Source organism: Pseudomonas sp. B21-021 (assembly GCF_024749205.1).
Classification (GTDB): domain Bacteria; phylum Pseudomonadota; class Gammaproteobacteria; order Pseudomonadales; family Pseudomonadaceae; genus Aquipseudomonas; species Aquipseudomonas paraglycinae.
Genome location: NZ_CP087192.1, coordinates 127,501 through 149,605 on the forward strand (window position 1 = coordinate 127,501; position 22,105 = coordinate 149,605).

Annotated in this window: 13 protein-coding genes, 2 tRNA genes and 4 rRNA genes (1 of these 19 cut by a window edge); 9 read left to right on the forward strand and 10 right to left on the reverse strand. The window is 59.0% G+C overall.

Annotated features, from left to right (window positions below; translation table 11 throughout):
* From LOY31_RS00620 to rrf (LOY31_RS00645), 6 genes are all read left to right on the forward strand, one after another.
* A 16S ribosomal RNA gene (locus tag LOY31_RS00620) occupies positions 1 to 86 on the forward strand; it begins 1,451 nt to the left of the window's first position.
* Positions 87 to 167: 81 nt separating this feature from the next.
* Positions 168 to 244 (forward strand) — tRNA-Ile (locus tag LOY31_RS00625).
* Between the two features lie 30 nt (positions 245 to 274).
* Positions 275 to 350 (forward strand) — tRNA-Ala (locus LOY31_RS00630).
* A 244-nt stretch (positions 351 to 594) separates the two neighbouring features.
* A 23S ribosomal RNA gene (locus LOY31_RS00635) occupies positions 595 to 3,485 on the forward strand.
* A gap of 168 nt (positions 3,486 to 3,653) precedes the next feature.
* A 5S ribosomal RNA gene (gene rrf / locus LOY31_RS00640) occupies positions 3,654 to 3,769 on the forward strand.
* A gap of 106 nt (positions 3,770 to 3,875) precedes the next feature.
* Positions 3,876 to 3,991: ribosomal RNA gene (gene rrf / locus LOY31_RS00645) — 5S ribosomal RNA — on the forward strand.
* The 16S, 23S and 5S rRNA genes sit together here with 2 tRNA genes alongside, the layout of an rRNA operon.
* A 73-nt stretch (positions 3,992 to 4,064) precedes the next feature.
* On the opposite strand, the gene LOY31_RS00650 is transcribed toward rrf (LOY31_RS00645), so the two are convergent.
* From LOY31_RS00650 to LOY31_RS00665, 4 genes are all read right to left on the reverse strand, one after another.
* Positions 4,065 to 5,243 (reverse strand): PepSY domain-containing protein, encoded by a 1,179-nt coding sequence (locus LOY31_RS00650; RefSeq protein WP_221535753.1) that lies wholly within the window; start codon positions 5,241 to 5,243, stop codon positions 4,065 to 4,067.
* 76 nt (positions 5,244 to 5,319) lie between these two features.
* Positions 5,320 to 7,821 (reverse strand): TonB-dependent siderophore receptor, encoded by a 2,502-nt coding sequence (locus tag LOY31_RS00655; RefSeq protein ID WP_221535752.1) that lies wholly within the window; start codon positions 7,819 to 7,821, stop codon positions 5,320 to 5,322.
* Positions 7,822 to 7,908: 87 nt separating this feature from the next.
* Positions 7,909 to 8,910 (reverse strand): FecR domain-containing protein, encoded by a 1,002-nt coding sequence (locus LOY31_RS00660; protein ID WP_221535751.1) that lies wholly within the window; start codon positions 8,908 to 8,910, stop codon positions 7,909 to 7,911.
* Positions 8,910 to 9,410, reverse strand: coding sequence for a sigma-70 family RNA polymerase sigma factor (locus LOY31_RS00665; RefSeq protein ID WP_221535750.1), 501 nt, complete (start codon positions 9,408 to 9,410; stop codon positions 8,910 to 8,912). The genes LOY31_RS00660 and LOY31_RS00665 overlap by 1 nt, the downstream gene beginning before the upstream one ends.
* 311 nt (positions 9,411 to 9,721) lie before the next feature.
* Here LOY31_RS00665 and LOY31_RS00670 point away from each other — a divergent pair, with 311 nt between their 5' ends.
* Positions 9,722 to 11,602 (forward strand): methyl-accepting chemotaxis protein, encoded by a 1,881-nt coding sequence (locus LOY31_RS00670; protein ID WP_258712702.1) that lies wholly within the window; start codon positions 9,722 to 9,724, stop codon positions 11,600 to 11,602.
* Positions 11,603 to 11,660: 58 nt separating this feature from the next.
* Here the strand turns inward: LOY31_RS00670 and LOY31_RS00675 are convergent, their stop codons facing one another.
* The 5 genes from LOY31_RS00675 to LOY31_RS00695 form a co-directional block, all read right to left on the reverse strand.
* Positions 11,661 to 12,128, reverse strand: coding sequence for an SRPBCC family protein (locus LOY31_RS00675; protein WP_085608524.1), 468 nt, complete (start codon positions 12,126 to 12,128; stop codon positions 11,661 to 11,663).
* Between the two features lie 23 nt (positions 12,129 to 12,151).
* Complete coding sequence (locus LOY31_RS00680; protein WP_258712703.1) at positions 12,152 to 15,541, reverse strand: non-ribosomal peptide synthetase; 3,390 nt, start codon at positions 15,539 to 15,541, stop codon at positions 12,152 to 12,154.
* A 13-nt stretch (positions 15,542 to 15,554) separates the two neighbouring features.
* The gene (locus tag LOY31_RS00685; protein WP_258712704.1) at positions 15,555 to 16,484 is read right to left on the reverse strand and encodes a diiron oxygenase; all 930 of its coding nucleotides are present in this window, start codon (positions 16,482 to 16,484) and stop codon (positions 15,555 to 15,557) included.
* Entirely contained in the window at positions 16,481 to 17,254 is a 774-nt protein-coding gene (locus tag LOY31_RS00690; RefSeq protein WP_085684382.1) for a DUF3050 domain-containing protein, read from the reverse strand. Before LOY31_RS00690 ends, LOY31_RS00685 begins: the two co-directional genes overlap by 4 nt.
* Positions 17,255 to 18,009: 755 nt before the next feature.
* Complete coding sequence (locus tag LOY31_RS00695; RefSeq protein ID WP_230734589.1) at positions 18,010 to 18,720, reverse strand: GntR family transcriptional regulator; 711 nt, start codon at positions 18,718 to 18,720, stop codon at positions 18,010 to 18,012.
* A gap of 193 nt (positions 18,721 to 18,913) precedes the next feature.
* Between LOY31_RS00695 and lapG the strand changes: the two genes are divergently transcribed.
* Together lapG and lapD are read left to right on the forward strand one after the other, a co-directional pair.
* Positions 18,914 to 19,606 carry a cysteine protease LapG gene (lapG, locus tag LOY31_RS00700; protein WP_258712705.1) on the forward strand — a complete coding sequence of 231 codons (693 nt, stop codon included), beginning with the start codon at positions 18,914 to 18,916 and terminating at the stop codon, positions 19,604 to 19,606.
* 14 nt (positions 19,607 to 19,620) lie between these two features.
* Positions 19,621 to 21,567 (forward strand): cyclic di-GMP receptor LapD, encoded by a 1,947-nt coding sequence (gene lapD, locus LOY31_RS00705; RefSeq protein ID WP_258712706.1) that lies wholly within the window; start codon positions 19,621 to 19,623, stop codon positions 21,565 to 21,567.
* A 157-nt stretch (positions 21,568 to 21,724) separates the two neighbouring features.
* On the opposite strand, the gene LOY31_RS00710 is transcribed toward lapD, so the two are convergent.
* Positions 21,725 to 22,063 (reverse strand): hypothetical protein, encoded by a 339-nt coding sequence (locus tag LOY31_RS00710; RefSeq protein ID WP_007960236.1) that lies wholly within the window; start codon positions 22,061 to 22,063, stop codon positions 21,725 to 21,727.
* Between the last annotated feature and the right edge of the window lie 42 nt (positions 22,064 to 22,105).

Sequence of the window (22,105 nt, forward strand, 5' to 3'; positions counted from 1 at the left end):
GGACGGTTACCACGGTGTGATTCATGACTGGGGTGAAGTCGTAACAAGGTAGCCGTAGGGGAACCTGCGGCTGGATCACCTCCTTAATCGACGACATCAGCTGCTCCATAAGTTCCCACACGAATTGCTTGATTCATTGAAGAAGACGAAAGAAGCAGCCCGAAATTGGGTCTGTAGCTCAGTTGGTTAGAGCGCACCCCTGATAAGGGTGAGGTCGGCAGTTCGAATCTGCCCAGACCCACCAATTTTGTGTGGGAAACGCCTGTAGAAATACGGGGCCATAGCTCAGCTGGGAGAGCGCCTGCCTTGCACGCAGGAGGTCAGCGGTTCGATCCCGCTTGGCTCCACCACTACTGCTTCTGAAGTAAGAGCTTAGAAATGAGCATTCCATCGTTGTGATGGTGAATGTTGATTTCTAGTCTTTGACTAGTTCGTTCTTTAAAAATTTGGGTATGTGATAGAAAGATAGACTGAGATCCACTTTCACTGGTGGTGATCAGGCTAAGGTAAAATTTGTGAGTTCTCTTAGTTGAGAAATTCGAATTTTCGGCGAATGTCGTCTTCACAGTATAACCAGATTGCTTGGGGTTATATGGTCAAGTGAAGAAGCGCATACGGTGGATGCCTTGGCAGTCAGAGGCGATGAAAGACGTGGTAGCCTGCGAAAAGCTTCGGGGAGTCGGCAAACAGACTTTGATCCGGAGATGTCTGAATGGGGGAACCCAGCCATCATAAGATGGTTATCTTGTACTGAATACATAGGTGCAAGAGGCGAACCAGGGGAACTGAAACATCTAAGTACCCTGAGGAAAAGAAATCAACCGAGATTCCCTTAGTAGTGGCGAGCGAACGGGGACTAGCCCTTAAGTGGCTTTGAGATTAGCGGAACGCTCTGGAAAGTGCGGCCATAGTGGGTGATAGCCCTGTACGCGAAAATCTCTTAGTCATGAAATCGAGTAGGACGGAGCACGAGAAACTTTGTCTGAATATGGGGGGACCATCCTCCAAGGCTAAATACTACTGACTGACCGATAGTGAACTAGTACCGTGAGGGAAAGGCGAAAAGAACCCCGGAGAGGGGAGTGAAATAGATCCTGAAACCGTATGCGTACAAGCAGTGGGAGCAGACTTTGTTCTGTGACTGCGTACCTTTTGTATAATGGGTCAGCGACTTATTTTCAGTGGCGAGCTTAACCGAATAGGGGAGGCGTAGCGAAAGCGAGTCTTAATAGGGCGTCTAGTCGCTGGGAATAGACCCGAAACCGGGCGATCTATCCATGGGCAGGTTGAAGGTTAGGTAACACTGACTGGAGGACCGAACCGACTACCGTTGAAAAGTTAGCGGATGACCTGTGGATCGGAGTGAAAGGCTAATCAAGCTCGGAGATAGCTGGTTCTCCTCGAAAGCTATTTAGGTAGCGCCTCATGTATCACTGTAGGGGGTAGAGCACTGTTTCGGCTAGGGGGTCATCCCGACTTACCAAACCGATGCAAACTCCGAATACCTACAAGTGCCGAGCATGGGAGACACACGGCGGGTGCTAACGTCCGTCGTGAAAAGGGAAACAACCCAGACCGTCAGCTAAGGTCCCAAAGTTATGGTTAAGTGGGAAACGATGTGGGAAGGCTTAGACAGCTAGGAGGTTGGCTTAGAAGCAGCCACCCTTTAAAGAAAGCGTAATAGCTCACTAGTCGAGTCGGCCTGCGCGGAAGATGTAACGGGGCTCAAACCATACACCGAAGCTACGGGTATCACGTAAGTGATGCGGTAGAGGAGCGTTCTGTAAGCCTGTGAAGGTGAGTTGAGAAGCTTGCTGGAGGTATCAGAAGTGCGAATGCTGACATGAGTAACGACAATGGGTGTGAAAAACACCCACGCCGAAAGACCAAGGTTTCCTGCGCAACGTTAATCGACGCAGGGTTAGTCGGTCCCTAAGGCGAGGCTGAAAAGCGTAGTCGATGGAAAACAGGTTAATATTCCTGTACTTCTGGTTATTGCGATGGAGGGACGGAGAAGGCTAGGCCAGCTTGGCGTTGGTTGTCCAAGTTTAAGGTGGTAGGCTGGAATCTTAGGTAAATCCGGGATTCCAAGGCCGAGAGCTGATGACGAGTTGCCTTTAGGCGACGAAGTGGTTGATGCCATGCTTCCAAGAAAAGCTTCTAAGCTTCAGATAACCAGGAACCGTACCCCAAACCGACACAGGTGGTTGGGTAGAGAATACCAAGGCGCTTGAGAGAACTCGGGTGAAGGAACTAGGCAAAATGGCACCGTAACTTCGGGAGAAGGTGCGCCGGTGAGGGTGAAGCACTTGCTGCGTAAGCCCACGCCGGTCGAAGATACCAGGCCGCTGCGACTGTTTATTAAAAACACAGCACTCTGCAAACACGAAAGTGGACGTATAGGGTGTGACGCCTGCCCGGTGCCGGAAGGTTAATTGATGGGGTTAGCTAACGCGAAGCTCTTGATCGAAGCCCCGGTAAACGGCGGCCGTAACTATAACGGTCCTAAGGTAGCGAAATTCCTTGTCGGGTAAGTTCCGACCTGCACGAATGGCGTAACGATGGCGGCGCTGTCTCCACCCGAGACTCAGTGAAATTGAAATCGCTGTGAAGATGCAGTGTATCCGCGGCTAGACGGAAAGACCCCGTGAACCTTTACTATAGCTTTGCACTGGACTTTGAATTTGCTTGTGTAGGATAGGTGGGAGGCTTTGAAGCGTGGACGCCAGTTCGCGTGGAGCCATCCTTGAAATACCACCCTGGCAACTTTGAGGTTCTAACTCAGGTCCGTTATCCGGATCGAGGACAGTGTATGGTGGGTAGTTTGACTGGGGCGGTCTCCTCCTAAAGAGTAACGGAGGAGTACGAAGGTGCGCTCAGACCGGTCGGAAATCGGTCGTAGAGTATAAAGGCAAAAGCGCGCTTGACTGCGAGACAGACACGTCGAGCAGGTACGAAAGTAGGTCTTAGTGATCCGGTGGTTCTGTATGGAAGGGCCATCGCTCAACGGATAAAAGGTACTCCGGGGATAACAGGCTGATACCGCCCAAGAGTTCATATCGACGGCGGTGTTTGGCACCTCGATGTCGGCTCATCACATCCTGGGGCTGAAGCCGGTCCCAAGGGTATGGCTGTTCGCCATTTAAAGTGGTACGCGAGCTGGGTTTAGAACGTCGTGAGACAGTTCGGTCCCTATCTGCCGTGGACGTTTGAGATTTGAGAGGGGCTGCTCCTAGTACGAGAGGACCGGAGTGGACGAACCTCTGGTGTTCCGGTTGTCACGCCAGTGGCATTGCCGGGTAGCTATGTTCGGGAAAGATAACCGCTGAAAGCATCTAAGCGGGAAACTTGCCTCAAGATGAGATCTCACTGGAACCTTGAGTTCCCTGAAGGGCCGTCGAAGACTACGACGTTGATAGGTTGGGTGTGTAAGCGCTGTGAGGCGTTGAGCTAACCAATACTAATTGCCCGTGAGGCTTGACCATATAACACCCAAGCAATTTGCATGCTCCGAGCTGAAAAGCGAGAGAGACCAGATTGCGGTGTGTGAAGACGAAAATGAACCGAAAGTTCGATGCTCACAAAACACCATAGCTGTCACATACCCAATTTGCTGAAGCGAGGCCTCTGGTCACGACTCAGTACCCGAATTTCTTGACGACCATAGAGCGTTGGAACCACCTGATCCCATCCCGAACTCAGAAGTGAAACGATGCATCGCCGATGGTAGTGTGGGGTTTCCCCATGTGAGAGTAGGTCATCGTCAAGATTAAATTCCGAAACCCCAATTGCGAAAGCAGTTGGGGTTTTGTTTTAGTAGAAGTCACCGATTTTTGCCGGAACGTTACTGCGGTAACGGGCTGGTCACAGAATTTCTTGACGACCATAGAGCGTTGGAACCACCTGATCCCATCCCGAACTCAGAAGTGAAACGATGCATCGCCGATGGTAGTGTGGGGTTTCCCCATGTGAGAGTAGGTCATCGTCAAGATTGAATTCCGAAACCCCTGTCTGCTAACGCAGACAGGGGTTTTGTCGTTTCAGTACCCACAAAAATCCGATTTTCAAACCGCTCTGCGTGCCTTGCTGCTCCGACGAGCCTGCCATTTGCGCCACCAGATGTAGACGCCAGTCCCCGACAATCCCGCAATCAGAACACCCAATACCGCGATCATCACTTGTCCGGTGAAGCCTATGATCCGTCCCCCGTGTATCGGCAACTGCAACCGATAAAACCGCTCTCCCAACGTCCCTTTTCCTGCGATCTCCTGCCCCAGTAATCGTCCGTCAGTACCGTGGAAGAACAACCAGGATTTACCGTGGGCCTCGGTGTCATGCTGTCCAAACCCCGCACCGTAGAAGTTGTATTCAAAGCTGTAATACAACTCGCCGATCGCCGCTGTCAGCCCCAACCTTTTCCCCTCCTGCTGTGCCCTTTCGTATGCTTGTTGATAACTCAATCGGGTGATCCCCAGCTCTTCGGCAGGCATCCGCCCTCGAGCCTCATACACGCTCGGTTCAATCGGAGAAAACAGCGACACCGCGGGTTTGAAGACCTGGCTCGGCAGGTTCATCGCCACGCTGCTGACGGCTATCGGCAGCAACAACAACCACAGCCACAAGCCCCCTGCCCGATGCAGATCGAAGTTGAGTCGATAGGCATGCCCGCCCTTGATCTTCCAGGCCTTCGACCACTTCTTCCAGAACGGTTTACCCCGCGGTAACGTCAGCCAGAGGGCGATGAAGCAATCGATTACCCAGGCGATGGCCACCAACCCCATCAACAGCAAACCCCAGTTACCGGGCAGTGTCAGGTTGTAGTGAAACTCGAGAATGAACGGAACGAAGTTCTCACGCTGGAAACAGCACTCGCCCCAGTAACGCTGACCTTTTTGCTCTCCGCTGACCGGGTCGAGGTAGAACACTTCATTGCGTTCTTTGAAGGGTTCACCCGTCGCCGGATCATTTCGCGGAACCGCCGCCAGCAATGCCGTGTGGCCTGCCTCATTCGGGTACTCCATGTACCAGACCTGCAACTTCGGATGGGCCGATTGCACCGCATCAACCAGCCCACCTGGCGGCAGACGCTCCCCCTCGGCCGAAGCCGCGTAAAACTCCGGATTCAACCACTCATCCAGCTCATGGTTGAACGCCAGAATGCTGCCCGTGATCCCGGCCAGCAGCAGAAAAACCGCCGTGGCCAACCCGATATACCGGTGCAATAAAACCAGAAACGAACGCATGAAAATTTCCCCCACAGATACCACAAAGCCAGCCCCTGAAATCAGGGGCTGGCTTTTTTATGCACAAGACAAAGGCTTAGAACTGGTAACTGACCGTCGCGGCGACGTTGCGCTCTTCGCCCATGTAGCAGAAGTCCAGACTGGCGCAGGAGGCCACGTAGGATTCGTTGGTCAGATTGTTTGCATTCAGGCGTACGTCGACACCCTTCAGACCGACCTTGCCGAGGTCATAGCCAATCGATGCGTCGAACAATGTGTAGGACGGCACCTTCATGGTGTTCTCTGCATCCGCCCAGCTATAGCCGACATAACGCACACCGCCGCCCAGTCGCAGACCATCGAGTGCCGCGCTGTCGAACTTGTAGTCGGCCCACAAGGACGCCATATGTCGCGGTGCCTGAGTTGGCGAATTGCCTTTGTTCTCGATCACATTGGTCGGTGTGCTCAAGGTGCTGGTCATCGACTTCGAGTATTCAATGTCGGTGAAGGTGTAGCTGCCGAGCACTTTCAGGTTGTCGGTCAACTGCATGTGCGCTTCCAGTTCCAGACCCTGAGAGCGGACAGCGCCTACAGCGCGATAGAAGTTTTCCTGCGGCAGTTTGGTTGCCAGGTTCTCCTGATCGATGCGGAACAACGAGGCGGTGAACAGATTGTCGGTACCTGGCGGCTGATACTTCAGGCCCATTTCCCACTGCGTTCCATCGGTCGGTGCGAGCGGATTGCCGGCGCTGTCCGCGTAGGAATTCGGGTTGAACGACTCGGAATAGCTGACGTACGGCGCGAGGCCGTTATCGAACAGATACAGCGCGCCGGCACGACCGGTGAGCTTGGTGCGTCGATCGTTGATCTCGGTGCCGACCGGACGGCCCGCTTCGGCGATACGGTTTTCGTCGGAGGTTTCCACCCAGTCCTGGCGCAGTCCCAGCGAAAAGCGCCACTTGTCCATCTCGATCAGGTCTTGCAGGTATACGCCGGTCTGCTCCAGGCGCCGCAGATAGCTGGTCTCGCCGTATGGCGTAATAGCCGAATTGCCATACACCGGGTTGAACGCATTGATTGGCGCCAGGCCACCACTGGTCCAGTCAACCACGGTTTTGCGTCGCTGGTAATCCGCCCCCATCAGCACCGTGTGCTTGGTCGCGCCGGTGAAGAATTCAGCCTGGAGCATGTTGTCGACGATAAACGCGTGCAGACGCTCGTCACCGCCGGTGTAGTAGCGATTGAGCTCATTGCTGGTCGGTGACGTCCAGCCATAGGCGTACACCTGATCCATGTTCACTTTGGAGTCGAGGTAACGGAAGTTCTGCCGCGCGGTGAAGACGTCGTTGAAGCGGTGTTCGAACTGATAACCGAACGACTGCTGATCACGGGAGTAACCGTCGATACCCGGCTCGCCTTCGAAGAAGTGCGGCGAGATGCGATTGCCGTTGCGCTGATGAATCGTGCCGTCGGCCGGCACGCCACCGTGGTAGCCGCCATCCGGGTCATGCTGCAGATACGCTTGCAGCGTCAGCGAGGTGTCCTCGCTGAAATCGATGCTGACGGTTGGTGCGAGGGCGAAGCGCTTTTCCTTGTTGTGGTCGAATTGCGTGTCGGACTGATCCGTCAAACCGATCAGACGATAGGCGATACGCTTGTCGTCATCGACCGGTCCGCTGAAGTCAAAACCGACACCGCGCTGGCCCTGAGTGCCGACGGTGGCCTGTACCTGATGATAGGCCTCGTACAGCGGTTTCTTGCTGGTCAGTGCCACCAGACCGCCCGGCGAGCTACGGCCGTAGAGCACCGACGAAGGGCCCTTCAGAATATCGACACGCTCAAGGAAATATGGGTCCACCTGCATAGTGCTGTAGGTGCCGCTGTCGCCCATCGACTTGAGGCCGTCGAGGTAGATGTTGTCCACCGAACCGTCGTTGAAGCCGCGCATCGCCACATAGTCGTAACGGTGCGTGGCGCCGTAAGGGTTGGTCAGCACACCGGGGGTGTAACGCATGGCCTGGGACACGGTTTGCGAGCCCTGGTCGTCCATTTGCTCACGGGTAACCACGGACACGCTTTGCGAAGTTTCCAGCAGCGCGGTACTGGTCTTGGTGGCGATCTGGCTGTGCGTCGCGTTGTAGCCGTCCATGCTGCCCAGCGCGTTGCCGAGGGCGAAGCCTTTGATGTCGGTGGTCGGCAGGGCCAGTGCTTCGGTTTCTGCGACGGAGCGCAACACATAGCTGCTGCCGTCCTGGCTGACCGCCTCCAGACCTGATCCGCCGAGCAAGTGGCTCAAGGCCTGATCGGTCGAATACTCACCCTGTACACCCGGTGACTGCCGGCCTTGGGTTTGCTGCGGCGTCATCGACAACGTGATGCCCGCCTGGCGTGCGAACTGGTTGAGCGCATCGCCCAATGGCCCTGCGGCGATGTTGTAGCGGTGGCTGCTGACCTCGCTGGCATTGGCCGCGACGCTCAGGTTCGGCAACACGCCAACACCCAGGGCGGTAGAAAACAGCGCCGCCCGAACGGCGTGGCGCAACAGGCCCGATTCGGCAGAGAAATTCAGAGGGTTCTTACAGGTAACGCGTGCAGTCATTGTAGGTTTCCGTAGGCAGTCGCGAAGGCTGAGTTGAAGTGCTTACTGACTAAGCCGGACTTGCCACGAAACCCCGCCAAAATAATTTCAGGCCACAGACTCCAGCGTCACCCACCAACGGGTGCGGTAGCGCAATTGCACCGGCAGGGTCTGCGGCAGGATCGCCAGCAGCTTGTCGGTGTCCTCAAGACGGAACACGCCGGACAGGCGCAAATCCGCAATGTCCGACGCACAGCTCAGAAATCCCTGACGATACCGGCCGACTTCGCTGAGAAAGTCGCCCAGCCGCATGTTGCGAGTCACGATCAGCCCGTCGACCCAGGCACCGGCGTCCATGTCCAGCGGCGGCGCCGGGCGAATTTGATGGTGATCGATCAAGTAGCTCTGACCGGCGATTGCTTCCGTCGAGTTGCCGGCGGAGTGAATCGCGACCCGGCCACTGGTGACGCTCAGGCGCGTGCATCCATCTTCCTGGCGCAGAATGAATCGCGCCTTGAACGGCTCGTAACTGCCATGACGACTCTGCACCCGCAGTGGTCGGTCAAAGGACGCACCTTCATCGGCACCGCCACAGGTGACGATGATTTCGCCACGGGTCAGTTTGATCAGTCGTTGCTGCGCGGTGTAATCGAGATCCACGCTGCTGGCAGTGTTGAGTTCGATCCGTGTGCCGTCCGGCAACTGGAAGCCACGGCGCTCGCCGGTGGCGGTGGCGTAGTCGGCGCTCCACTGTTGCCAGGCGGAAGTGTCGCTGGCCAGCCATCCTGCGGAGCCCATCAGCAGCGCGCCGGACAACAGCTTCAACGCCTGACGTCGACCCAACCCCTGCGCACTGTTTTCCAGCGTGTTGAACGCCACCTGCGCAGCGGGCACGGCGCGCAGATTGTGGGTCAGTTCGGCCTGCAGTGACTGCACCCGTTGCCAGGCCAGTTCGTGATCATGGTGTTCAGCGCGCCATTGTTCGCACTGGCGATTCAGGCGCGGATTGCCATGGTTGTTGCGCAGGCGCAGGAGCCAGTGAATGGCCTGTCGGACGACTTGTTGCGGTGGCTCGGCGCGTCGGCCAAGCGAGAGGTTATCCACCGGCATCAGTTTTCGTACCGCAGCACGTAGCAGTGATACAGCGCATCGGCGACGTAGCGTTCCACCGAGCGCAAGGACAGGCCCATTTGCTCGGCGATCTGCTTGTGGGTCAAACCTTCGCACTGCGCCAGCAGAAATGCCTGACGCACTTTCGGCTTCAAGCCTTCAAGCATGCGGGCAATGCTTTCGAGCAGTTCGATCACCAATGCGCGGGATTCGGCACTCGGGGTTTCGGCTTCAGGCAAATGGGCGATGGTTTCCAGATAGGCGCGTTCAATTTCTTCACGGCGCCAATGATCGATCAACAAACCCCGAGCAACCGTGCGCAAGAATGCGCGAGGTGCCTTGAGTTCCAGACGCTCGGTGCGTTGCAGCAAACGCACGAACGTGTCCTGGGCCAGATCCGCCGCATCGGCGGCATTGCCCAGCCGCGCGCGCAACCAGCCGTTGAGCCAGCCGTGATGACTACTGTAAAGCGCCTGTACTGCAAACTCAGGAGAGGACATGAACGCGACAGCCCGAACGTCACAAATGATAATTAGTCGCATTGTCATCAAGGGTTACAGAATTTGCAACCGGCGCTGCAAAACAGTCATCAAAAAATGACAGGCGAACGCTCTGGCACGCCGTTCGGCGGGAATCTGGCAGAAATGCCGTCCATTTCCTGCAAAGCCCTAAGTTTTCTCCAAAGCGTGCCGACAGACTGGTGAGACATGCGTGCACCAAAGTAGAGCAGCCCTCAGAACGCTGCCTGCGCTGTACATGGAATGTTGCATCCGGAACGCATCCCCACTTTTCGCATAAGAAGTCCCATGAAATGAATCTCAAGTTCAGCCATAAAATCCTGCTGGCCGCCTCGGGCGTCGTGGTCCTGGCGTTCGCGCTGTTCACTTTGTACAACGACTATCTGCAGCGAAACACCATTCGCCAGAACCTACAGTCCTCGGTCCAGCAGGCCGGTGACCTGACCGCCAGCAGTGTGCAGAACTGGATGAGCGGGCGGATTCTGGTACTGGAAAACCTCGCGCAGAACGTCGCCCATCAAGGCAAGAATGCCGACTTCCCGGGCCTGGTCGATCAACCGGCCTTCACCTCGAACTTCCAGTTCACCTACGTCGGCCAGGCCAACGGTGTGTTCACCCAGCGCCCGGACGCGAAGATGCCGGACGGCTACGACCCGCGTCAGCGCCCGTGGTACAAGCAGGCCGTGGCCGCTGACCAGACCATGCTGACCCCGCCATACATGGCCGCCGTTGGCGGTCTGGTGGTGACCATCGCCATGCCGGTGAAAAAGAGCGGCGAGCTGCTCGGTGTGGTGGGTGGTGACCTGAGCCTGGAAACTCTGGTGAAGATCATCAACTCGGTGGACTTCGGCGGCCTGGGCCACGCGTTCCTGGTCAGCGGTGACGGTCAGGTGATCGTCAGCCCGGATAAAGACCAGGTGATGAAGAACCTCAAGGACATCTACCCGAACGCCGATGTGCGTATCCAGAAGGGCAACCAGAACGTGGTGCTCAACGGCCAGGAACGCATCCTGTCGTTCACCCCGGTCACCGGTCTGCCGAATGCCGAGTGGTACATCGGTCTGTCGATCGACCGCGACAAGGCCTACGCCGCACTCAGCCAGTTCCGCACCTCGGCACTGATCGCAATGTTCGTCGCAGTGGGCGCGATTGCGGTGTTCCTGAGCCTGTTGATCACCGTACTGATGCGTCCGCTGATCACCATGGGCCGCGCGATGCAGGACATCGCTCAGGGTGAAGGTGACCTGACCCGTCGTCTGGTAGTGGAAAGCAAGGACGAGTTCGGTGAGCTGGGCAGTTCGTTCAACCAGTTCGTGGAGCGGATTCACGCTTCGATCTCCGAAGTGTCTTCCGCGACTCGCCATGTACACGACCTGTCGCAACGGGTGATGGCATCGTCCAACGCCTCGATCATCGGCTCCGACGAGCAAAGCGCGCGCACCAACAGCGTGGCCGCCGCGATCAATCAATTGGGTGCCGCCACCCAGGAAATCGCCCGCAACGCCGCCGATGCTTCGCAACACGCCAGCGGCGCGAGCGAGCAGGCTGATGATGGTCGTCAGGTGGTCGAGCAGACGATTCAGGCGATGACCGAGCTGTCGCAGAAGATCAGCCTGTCGTGCACCCAGATCGAAACCCTGAACGCGAGCACCGACAACATCGGCCACATTCTCGATGTGATCAAAGGCATCTCCCAGCAGACCAACCTGCTGGCGCTCAACGCGGCCATCGAAGCGGCCCGTGCCGGTGAAGCCGGACGCGGTTTTGCGGTGGTGGCGGACGAAGTGCGTAACCTCGCTCACCGCACCCAGGAGTCGGCGGAAGAGATCCACAAGATGATCACTTCGCTGCAGGTCGGCTCCCGCGAAGCGGTGACCACCATGAACGCCAGTCAGGCGTCCAGCGAGGAGACCGTTGAAGTGGCGAACCAGGCCGGTCTGCGCCTGGTCAGCGTGACCCAGCGCATCGGCGAAATCGACGGCATGAACCAGTCGGTGGCAGCCGCTACCGAAGAGCAGACTGCGGTGGTGGAAACCCTCAACGTCGACGTCAACCAGATCAACCTGCTGAACCAGCAGAGCGTGGCCAACCTCAATGAAACGTTGAAGGATTGCGATGCGTTGTCGCAGCAGGCCAACCGTTTGAAACAGCTGGTGGACAGCTTCAAGATCTGATCGCTTGCGGTCAAAAACAGCCCGCTGCGGAGTAATCCGCAGCGGGCTTTTTCATGCCTTACACAAACAGCTTCAGCACATTGCTCATCGCATCATCGGCGAACCCCTGCACGAAATCCTTGAACCCCGGCAGTGCCTCGGGCCCGCCGCTTGCCGGCTCGGCGATGATCGTCCAGGTCGCCCGCGATTTGCCCGCGCCCAGCGATTCCACATTCATCGCCGCCCACAGGTTGGCCACGCCCAGCGTGTTGTAGATTGTGGTCCAGGTCATGCTCAGCGCCTGGTCGTCCCGGGAGTTGAGTTGCTCGACCACCACGTTGCCATCCTTGAAGAACTTCTTGCGCAGCGAAGACACGCCTTCGCCGGTCATTTCGATGTGCGACAGGGCCGGAATGAAACGGTCGAAACCGTCGAACTTGCCGACGACCGCCCACGCTTGTCTGGCGTCCACCGGCACTTCCACCGAAGACACGACGTGGCAGCCGTGAGGGTTTTTGATCAGGGTGTCGGGTTGAAGATCGCTCATGGTGTTGCTCCTTGGTGGTTGAGTCAGATGAAGTTGATTTCTTTCAGGTAGTCGCAGCCGCGACGCAGCAGCGCCGGGGATTTTTCCGGGTAGTGCGCGCCCATTTGCTGCACGCCGGCCTGGGCATTGGCGTGGCCGATCAGGGAGATGTCGCCGATGTCTTCCTCGAAGCCGTTGAGGTAGAAACCAAGCACGCCGAACAGCGCGTTATCGGCATCGACCCGGCCCAGTTGCTGTTGCCAGTCGGCGACGCTGACCAGCGAAAATTCGCTGCCGGTTTCGCGGAACGACGCAACGTAGGCATCCCAGCTCAGGGGCTCCGGGTTGTGCAGGTTGAACACCGCCCGTTCGGCCGAATAACGGCTGGCGTGGAAGGCGATGAAGCGGGCGAGAAAGTCCACCGGCATCAGGTCGAAATTCAGCGCGAAGGCCGGCACCTGACCGAGCTGGATCGAGCCCTTGAGCATCAGCATCAAACGGTTCTTGTGCGGCTGGCACACGCCGCTGAGGCTGTTGAAACTGATGTTGCCGGGCCGATACAGATTGACCCGCCCCCCACGCTCCCGCGCCCGTTCGAGGATGCGTTCGCCGACCCATTTCGACAGGTTGTAGCCGTTGCGGATGTAGATCGGCGGCGTCGGTGCGGCCGGCAGTTCCAGCACCCGGCCTGCGTCGTCGACGGTGCTGGAGGCCGACAGTGTCGAGACGAAATTGAACACCTTCTTGCTGCGCCCTTCGCACAGTCGAAGCAGTTCGAAAATCGGCTCGACGTTGTCCGCCGCCAACGACTCGTAATCGAGCACGTGATTGACGTTGGCCGCGTTGTGCACCAGTGCGCCGAACTCGCGATCCAGTCGCTCGAAATCGTCATCGGCCAGGCCCAGTTGCGGCCGTGCGATGTCCGCCGAATAGACCCGCACCCGACTCAGGTCCAGATGCTCCAGCCGGTTCTCTCGCAACGACTGGGCAAAGCGCTGCGCCGCCGTTTGCCCGTCGCCATCGCGCACCAGACACGCCACCTCGCTGGCGCCCCATCCCAGCAACGCCTCGACGATGTGCACGCCGACAAAACTGTTGGCGCCGGTGACGATCACCTTGTGCACATCGCCCATGCGGCTGATCGGCAACGGCTCGATGTCCAGCGCTCGCTCGGCGTCGGCCATCGCCTGGGCGCTGAGCACCGCGCTGTCATCGGTGCCGCGCACCAGGGTGGCGAGCTTGATGATGGTCGGCAGTTCAATGAAGCGGTTGATCGAAATGCTGCGGCCGAATTCCTCCCGCAGACGCAGGAGCATGCGTGACAGCAGAATCGAATGACCGCCGAGATTGAAGAAACTTTCATCGGTGGAAATGTCGCTGGTCGGCAGCTCCAGCAACTCGCCCCAGATCTCCAGCAGCAGCGCTTCGTCGGCGTTGGCCGGCAGGCATTTCGGGCCGCTGTCCTGCACGCTGACCGGCAGTTCCAGCAAGGCCTTGCGGTCGACTTTGCCATTGGCGGCGAACGGCATGTTCGGCAATTCCATCCACGCCACCGGTTGCATGTAGTCGGGTAAGAACTGCTGTGCGTGAGCTTTCAAAGACTCGCGCGCGGCATCCGATTGCGGCTGGGCGAGGAACGCCAGAATCCGTCGCTGACTGTCGATCACCACGGCGATTTGCCGATACAGCTGACTCTCGCGCAGGCAGCGCTCGATCTCTTCCGGCTCGACCCGGAAGCCGCGGATCTTCACCTGATTGTCGCGGCGCCCGCACAGCTCGATGCCATCCTCGCCCCACTTGGCCATGTCGCCGCTGCGGTAGGCACGCAGGCGCTGGCCGTCCGGTAATTCCAGATCCAGATAGCGCTCCGATGTCTGCTGTGGATTGTTCAGGTAACCCAGGCATACGCCGGGGCCGACGATGAACAATTCGCCCACCGTTTGCTCCGGCACCGGTTGCAGATCGTCATCGAGGATCAGCACCTGACTGTTGGCAATCGGCCGGCCGAGGGTGCGATTGCTGTCGCCCGGTTGCAGTTGCCGCGCGGTGATCAGCACCGTGGCTTCGGTGGGGCCGTAGAGGTTGTGCAGCTTGCCCTGGCGCGTCAGTTGCTCGATCACGAACGGCTCGCAGACGTCGCCGCCAGTCATGATTTGCCCGACGCTTTGCAGTTGCTCCAGCGGCAGGATGCTCAACAGTGCCGGCGGCAGGAACGCGTGGGTCAGTTGCCGACGGCGAATCAGCGCCACCAGTTGCAGCGGATCACGGCGCTGGTTGTCGTCGGGCACCACCAATTCTGCGCCTTCGAGCAGGGTCGGGAAGATGTCGATCAGCGACGAGTCGAAGCTCAGCGATGAGAACTGCAACACCCGGCTCTCGGCGCGCAACTGCACATAGTCGGCGTACCACGCGGTGAAGTGCGCGAGGTTCGCCTGACTCAGCAGCACACCTTTCGGATGCCCGGTAGTACCCGAGGTGTAGAGCGCCATGCACGGCGCATCGAGCTCGGGCCGACGACGCATCAACGGTTGCGACAGATCGGCGTCGGTGCGGTTGATGCGACAGACATCCAGCCCTGGCATCGAACCGCTCAGCGGATGTTCGCCGTCGTGCAGCAACAGCACCGCCCCGGCGTTTTCCAGAATGTACTGCTGGCGCTGAAGCGGATGGCTCGGTTCCAGCGGCAGATACACCGCGCCGCTGCCGAGAATGGCCAGAATCGAAGCAAACAGCGCATCGCATTTCGGCAGGCAAATCCCCACCACCCATGGTTGCGGTTGTGTCTCCAGCATTGCCAGCAAGCGTTGCTGGATTGCACGGCTGTGAGCATGCAACTGGCGGTAGCTGATCGACTGCTCGGCGAGGTGCAGCGCCGGGCGTTCAGCGTGCTCGATCAAGCTCTGTTGCAGCCGCTCGATCACCGGGATCTGTGCCTGTTGCAGCAACCCCGGATTGGCCGTGGCATTCAGGCGATGGACGTAGGCCAGGCTGTCGAGAAACAACAGGTTTTCCACCTGTTCGAAGTCCGGCGCACGGGCCGTCGTCGCATGCTGGAAATACTCGGCATCGCGGGAAAAGCGGCTGACCAGCAGCGCCACCTCGTCCACCACCTGCGCCAGTGTTCGCTGGCGCAGGGCCTGACCGTTGCCGGACGGTTCGTCGGCGATCGGCACGCGGCTCAGCAACGTCGAGTTGTACAGGCACAGCAGATCAAGCACCGGCAAACCGCCGGCGCCCGTTGCACCGATTCCCAGGCGCAAAGTCAGGTGCGGTGTCACGCCGTGATCCTGCGGCGCAAGACTGCCGTCATCGATCACCAGATCCACCGACGGAGCAGTCCCTGTCAGCAATGAATGACCGTGTTGTTCGAGCTCCTGCGCCAGGTCGGTCAAGGCCTGGCTGCGGCCCCTCAGCAAAATGTCGAGACGTCTCATGTCAGCCTCCTTGTCAAACCAGGTAGTCGCGCAGGGCGTGCTGCACGCACGGTGTGTCGAGCAGCGAGCTGTTGTGGAAAAACCGCACGATGTTGCCCACCAGCGGGTGGTGGCGATTGATCGGGAAGGCCAGCCCGGCCATCTCGTCTTTCAGTGCGCGGCGGGTTGCCTCGTTGACTGGCAGGGCGTCGATCAGGCGCAGGTCGAAGGACTTCTGGATGTCGTTGGTCAGGTAGTGGCCGATGAACACCGGCAGGATCTGCGCGATGCATTCGCGATCCGCATCGCTCGCGGTGTGCCAGTAGATGCGCACCATCCGCGCCCAGAAACTCGAGTGCCGGCCCTCGTCGAGCAAGTGGTCGGCCATCAGGCCCTTGATCGACGGCTTGACCGTGTCGTCCCGGGCGAACGCCGCGACATCGCCGGTCACGGTGTTTTCGGCGATGGCGACGCAGATCAGTTCCACGGCGCTGCGCAGATGTTGCGGGGCCAGCTCGACGGCGGCCGGAATCGCCCGGCTCAGTTCGATTTCATTCGGCAGCTCGATCGGCTCGATGCCGGTCATGGCCACCGTTTGCTGCATGAAATCCATCGCTACCAGTGCGTGGTAATCCTCGTCCACGACCACGGTCATGGCGTCGTAGCGACAGGCGAACGGGAAGGGCACAGCGAAGCGGTTCTTGGCGATGCTGCGCGCGGTCTTGTCGACGATCTCGGTTTCGAAAATCACCACGTCGTTGATGAACTTGTACAGCGTCTGCACCAGGGCGAAATCACGCTGTTCCGGGCATTCGCGCAGGAAGGTTTCGCTGAGCACCAACGGCTGGCGGCTGAGCGGATAGATCAGCCGCGCGTCATCTTCCAGCACGCGGCGCGGCCGGGTGCGAATGGTCGCGCGGCTTTCCCAGGCATCGGCGAAAGAATGGTAGTCGGCGGCGTTCATTGGGCCACCTCCGCCAGCGGTTCGCGCATGCTCAGGCGCAGGCCGTCCCACAGGGCGATGCGGCTTTCCACGGCGGCGATGGCGCTGGCGTAGACCTCGGCTTCGCGCTGCGGATCGCCGTCCACCAGTCGGTCCAGCAGTTGTTCTGCGGCCGGGCCGTGGTCTTCGGAGTCGACTTCGATGTGTCGCTCGAGGTAGTAACGGAAGGTCGGCGCCTGTTCGACGCCGATGCCCCAGGCATCGAGCATGCGCTGGAACATGGTCGGAATCACGCTCTCGCGACCGTGCAGGAAGGCGGCGGCGACGCTGTGACCGGGTGCATGTAGCGCGGTGTGCAAAGTGTCACGGACGAACCGCGCAGCCGCCGGATCGACCTCGACGCTTTGCAGGGCGACGTCGTAACTCACGCCTTCCTGCTGCAGCGTCACGAAGCGCTCCACCGCTGTCGTGTCCGCACCGACTTCGCGCATCGCATCGAGGTACAGTTCGAAGTGACTGTAATGCCCGTGTGACAGCCGATCGTCAGATTCTTCCCCGAGCACGATTTCGTTGATCAGTCGTGCCGCGTGCGGATCTCGTGGCGGCAACCACGGCAGACGCGTGCAAGTCAGTTCCTGCTGCAGGCGCTTGGTCAGCGACATGAAGTCCCAGACAGCAAATACATGGGACTCCATGAAACGGCGCAATGTCGCCAAAGAATCGATTTCGGAGAAGATCGGATGAACGCTGAGTTCGGCTTTCTTTAGTGTAAGTTGCTCTTTAGTTGGCATGGTTGCGAGACTCTGGCTAATAGGGAAGTAGGGATTGCTCAATCAATCGCTAATAACGCTGAACAAGTTTCTCCAGGCGAACGACAGCCTCATTCGGTTTCGATGAAAGCAGGCAATGTCTGAAGGGCCCGAGACAGCAGCGGACGGTCAAACCGTCGCAATCGAGGCCGTACTGCAAGGTTGTGCCGGGTTTGTCATTTCGGATCCAAACTCGGCGAAGAAAAACTAATACATCGCAAAACAACTTAACAAGTTTATTTTTAATTATTTTTAGTTGACTGTTTTTGAAGTATGAGTGGGTCTGATAAAACTTATAAGTTAAGTTTTATTTGGGCGTAGTTACTCCTTTCGGCGTTTAATGGCCAAAATTGAACGACAAGAGTGAATGCCTCACTCGAAGCAACTTTCCAATTGAGTAATTGAATGAATATGAGGGGATGAAGTCGGGCTGTAACGGCGCCGTTTCTTCCTGTTCCCGTGACAAGGCTCCTTCCGTAGGTTCCTGGTGCGGGGACTGCTGCCGGGGCGGCGCGTCCCCGTTCTATATTGGGTTGGCGATTCAAGGGTGCGCGTAAATCGGCGCCGCGGCTATCGTCGAAAATGACTTCCTTGCGGTGCAAATTCCGGGCTGTTCAAAGCAGGGGGGAGGTTAGAGCGCAGGCGCCGATGTGCCACGGCAAATGACCGTGACCGGTGGGGGGATTTGTAAGCGGGTTATTCGCCGGGTGAGTGGAGGCTCACCCGGGAGGGAGGATTCAGCGCGCCGCTTTGCGGCTTTGGCCGGCGGAGCTGGCGAGGTAACGGGTGATCACTTCGACACCGCGATTGAGGTGCTGCTCCAGCAGTGTCACGGCGTGCGGGGTGTCACGCTCTTTCACGGCCTGCAACAACGCACGGTGATCGTCCTGGGAGAGCTTGCCCAGGCCCATGGCCTCGAGGTTGAAGCGCAGGAAGCGTTCTTCTTCATTCAGGCCGTCTTCCACCAGCCGCAACAGCCGGCCATTGGGCGCCTTGCTGTAGAGCGCCATGTGAAACAGACGGTTGAGCCGACCGATTTCGGTGTAGTCGTGTTCGATTTCCAGCTCTTCGATGTAGCCGGCCGCGCGCTCGTGATCGGCCGGGGTCAGCAACGGGATCGACTGGCGCAGTGCTTCGGACTCCAGCAGGATGCGCAGTTCGTAGGTTTCCGTTGCATCGCCCTGGATCAGCGGCGCCACCACCGCGCCTTTGTGGGCAATCACGCTGAGCAGGCCCTGAGCCTCGAGCTGACGCAAGGCTTCGCGCACCGGCATGCGGCTGACACCGAACAGGTCGGCCAGATCCTGCTGGCGCACGGCGGTGCCGCAGGGCAGACGCCCGTCGAGAATCGCGGCGCGCAGGGTTTCTTCGATGACCGAGCGCGCCAGATGCGCGGGAATCGGGCCGTCGACTTTGATGCTGTGGAGTGGCTTGGGCTTCTGGGTCACAACTGCACACCCTATGACTGCGGATTTGGATCCAAAGGACACTAGTGATTGCTCTACAGGTTGTCAAACCGTGTAGAAGAACCCTGTCACATCTGAAGTTTAGCGCGCCAGCGATGATCTCAGGGTGCCATTGTTTTTTGCTGGGCTAACCTTCACCATCAAGCGCTTTCCTCTCTGCCCTGGATGCCTTGCATTGGCGGTACGTTTCGCAATCCCACGGATTGCGCGCTGGCTTGCCTGCGCGCTGCTGCTGGCCGGCATCATGCTGGGCGGCCTGCATGCCGATTGGGATTTTTCCGCGATCAGCCGCAAGGCCACGGCACTGTACGGGCCGTTGGGCGCGGGGCAACAGCGGATCGATGCCTGGCAGAATCTGCTGGCCACGCAGAAGCAGGTCAGCGAGATGGAAAAGCTCAAAGTGGTGAACCTGTTTTTCAACAAACAGATGCGCTACGTCGAAGACATCGATCTGTGGCACGAGGTCGATTATTGGGAAACCCCCATCGAAGCCTTGTGGAAAGGCGCCGGCGACTGCGAAGACTATGCGATCGCCAAGTATTTCAGCCTGCGCCACCTCGGTGTGGCCAGTGACAAGTTGCGCATCACCTACGTAAAGGCGCTGCGCCAGAAACGCGCGCACATGGTCCTGACTTACTATTCCAGCCCTGACGCCATGCCGCTGGTGCTCGACAGCCTGATCGATCCGATCAAACCGGCCGCCGAGCGAACCGATTTGCTGCCGGTCTACTCTTTCAATGCCGAGGGTTTGTATCTGCCGGGAGCGAAGGGCAACAAGAAGGTCGGTGACACCAAACGCCTGTCACGCTGGCAGGATGTGTTGAAGAAAATGCAGGCCGAAGGATTTCCGGTCGAGACGACTAACTAGGAGCACGCGCTCAGATGTCTTTGTTCAAACAGCTGTTGATCGCTATCTGTCTGTTCCTGGTGGTCGCCTTCACCGGCAGCTTCATGGTCAGTCTGGAGAGCTCGCGCACCCAGTACGTCAACCAGTTGCGCTCCCACGCCCAGGATGCGGCCACGGCGCTGGCGCTGTCGTTGACGCCGAACATCGATGACCCGGCGATGGTCGAGCTGCTGGTCAGTTCGATCTTCGACAGCGGTTATTACTCGAGCATCCGCGTGGTCGACCTGAAGACTGACCAGACCATCGTCGAGCGCAATGGCATTCCGGCGGTCACCAACGTGCCGGACTGGTTCGTCAAACTGATCGGCCTGGAGCCGGCCGGTGGCGATGCGCTGGTCAGCCGTGGCTGGGAGCAGGCGGCGCGGGTCGAGGTGGTCAGCCACCCGATGTTCGCCCTGGCCAAACTCTGGCAGAGCGCACTCGGCAGCCTGGGCTGGTTGCTGGTCTGTGGTGCGGTGAGTGCGGTGCTCGGCGCGTTGTTGCTGCGCCGGCAATTGAAGCCGCTGGATTACATGGTCAAGCAATCCCACGCCATCGCCCGTCGTGAATTCCTCAGCCTGCCGGACCTGCCGCGCACGCCTGAATTGCGGCGCGTAGTGCTGGCGATGAACCAGATGGTCGAGAAGCTCAAGGCACTGTTTCAGGAGCAGGCCGAGCGCAGTGAAAAACTGCGCACCGAGTCTTATCAGGACAACCTCACCGGGTTGGCCAACCGGCGTTATTTCGAGATGCAGTTGAATGCGCGGGTCAGCAACCCGGAGCAGGCCAGCTCCGGATATCTGCTGCTGTTGCGGGTCAAGGATCTGGCTGGGCTGAACCAGCGCCTTGGCGGTCAGCGCACCGATGAATTGTTGAAAGCGGTTGGCGAGCAACTGTCCCGCGAGTGCGCCAAATACCCGGAAACCCAGAACCTCGTCACCCGGATTCGCGGTGGTGAATTCGCCGTGCTGGCGCCGGGGCTGACCCGCGAAGAAGCGCTGCAACTGGCGCAGAGTCTCGACAGTGCGCTGAGCAGTCTGCACGCGACAGGCGCCACCGACGTGGCCGCCGTGGCCTCCATCGGCCTGGCACCGTTCGCTCACGGAGATTCGCCGCAAGCGGTCCTCAGCCTTGGTGATCAGGCGCTGGCCCAGGCCGAAGGGCAGGGCGAGCAGAACTGGGCGTGCCTCGATCAAAGCCTGGTGGCGGACGTCGGTGACGATCACCACGCCTGGCATCGCTTGCTCGATCAGGCGCTGAACCAGCGGCGTTTCGAGCTGTTCTTCCAGCCGGTAGTGGCGGCGCAGGACACGCAACTGGTGCTGCATTACAAAGTGCTGTCGCGCTTGCTCGACGAGCAGGGCCAGACCATCCCCGCCGGGCGCTTCCTGCCTTGGCTTGAACGCTTCGGCTGGACTGCGCGACTGGACCGGTTGATGCTCGAGCGGGTGCTGGAGCAAATGGCCGTTCATGAAGAATCCCTGGCGCTGAATCTGTCGTCGGCGACCCTGGCCGATCCGCAGGCGTTGAACAAAGTGTTCGAGATCCTGCGGGCGCATTCCAACCTCGGTGCGCGCCTGACCCTGGAAATCGGCGAGGAACAATTGCCGGAGCAAGCGGTGCTGGAACAGCTGACCCGGCGCCTGCGCGAACTCGGTTTCTCCCTGAGCCTGCAGCGCTTCGGCGGACGCTTCAGCATGATCGGCAACCTGGCGCGGCTGGGGCTGGCGTACCTGAAGATCGATGGCAGCTACATCCGGGCGATCGATCAGGAAAGCGACAAGCGCCTGTTCATCGAAGCGATCCAGCGCGCGGCGCACAGCATCGATCTGCCGTTGATTGCCGAGCGGGTCGAGACGGAAGGGGAATTGTCGGTGATTCGCGAGATGGGGTTGTATGGGGTGCAGGGGCAGCTCTTCGGTGAGCCCAAGCCTTGGCGGTGAGCCTGATCGTTCCCACGCTCTGCGTGGGAATGCCGCCCGTGACGCTCCGCGTCACAACGGTGTCCGACGCAATGCCGATGGTGTGACTGGAACGCGGAGCGTCCCTTGATGCATTCCCACGCGGAGCGTGGGAACGATCAACTCGACTTCAAACGGATCAGATCAACCCGCCCTCATCCTCATCAATCAACTGACTCAACCCGCCCAGCGCTTCCCGCGCCTGGGTCCGGTCCATCAACTTGGCCTGGGCTGCCGGCGGCAGGTCGGTGACGCGGATCACGCCTTTGCTGGTCAGCACCTGAATCAGGTCGTCGAGTACCCGGATCATTTCCAGGTCGCTCTGCTTGAGCTGTTTGAGGCTGTTCTCCACGGCCTCGTTGGCGTACCAGGCCTGGATTTCGTGGTGGTCGGCCGGCAGCGTTTCCGTGGCCTCGGCGTAGGCCGCAGCTTCCACGCGAATCAACTGACCCTGCGCATCGCGTTGCACGTAAAACATTGAGCATCCCTCGGAAATGGACCAGCGTCATGCTGTCAGCAT

Coding starts and splice junctions, on each gene's coding strand:
- LOY31_RS00650 (WP_221535753.1), bottom strand. CDS start 5,243: ATGCGTTCGTTTCTGGTTTTATTGCACCGGTATATCGGGTTGGCCACG.
- LOY31_RS00655 (WP_221535752.1), bottom strand. CDS start 7,821: ATGACTGCACGCGTTACCTGTAAGAACCCTCTGAATTTCTCTGCCGAA.
- LOY31_RS00660 (WP_221535751.1), bottom strand. CDS start 8,910: ATGCCGGTGGATAACCTCTCGCTTGGCCGACGCGCCGAGCCACCGCAA.
- LOY31_RS00665 (WP_221535750.1), bottom strand. CDS start 9,410: ATGTCCTCTCCTGAGTTTGCAGTACAGGCGCTTTACAGTAGTCATCAC.
- LOY31_RS00670 (WP_258712702.1), top strand. CDS start 9,722: ATGAATCTCAAGTTCAGCCATAAAATCCTGCTGGCCGCCTCGGGCGTC.
- LOY31_RS00675 (WP_085608524.1), bottom strand. CDS start 12,128: ATGAGCGATCTTCAACCCGACACCCTGATCAAAAACCCTCACGGCTGC.
- LOY31_RS00680 (WP_258712703.1), bottom strand. CDS start 15,541: ATGAGACGTCTCGACATTTTGCTGAGGGGCCGCAGCCAGGCCTTGACC.
- LOY31_RS00685 (WP_258712704.1), bottom strand. CDS start 16,484: ATGAACGCCGCCGACTACCATTCTTTCGCCGATGCCTGGGAAAGCCGC.
- LOY31_RS00690 (WP_085684382.1), bottom strand. CDS start 17,254: ATGCCAACTAAAGAGCAACTTACACTAAAGAAAGCCGAACTCAGCGTT.
- lapD (WP_258712706.1), top strand. CDS start 19,621: ATGTCTTTGTTCAAACAGCTGTTGATCGCTATCTGTCTGTTCCTGGTG.
- LOY31_RS00710 (WP_007960236.1), bottom strand. CDS start 22,063: ATGTTTTACGTGCAACGCGATGCGCAGGGTCAGTTGATTCGCGTGGAA.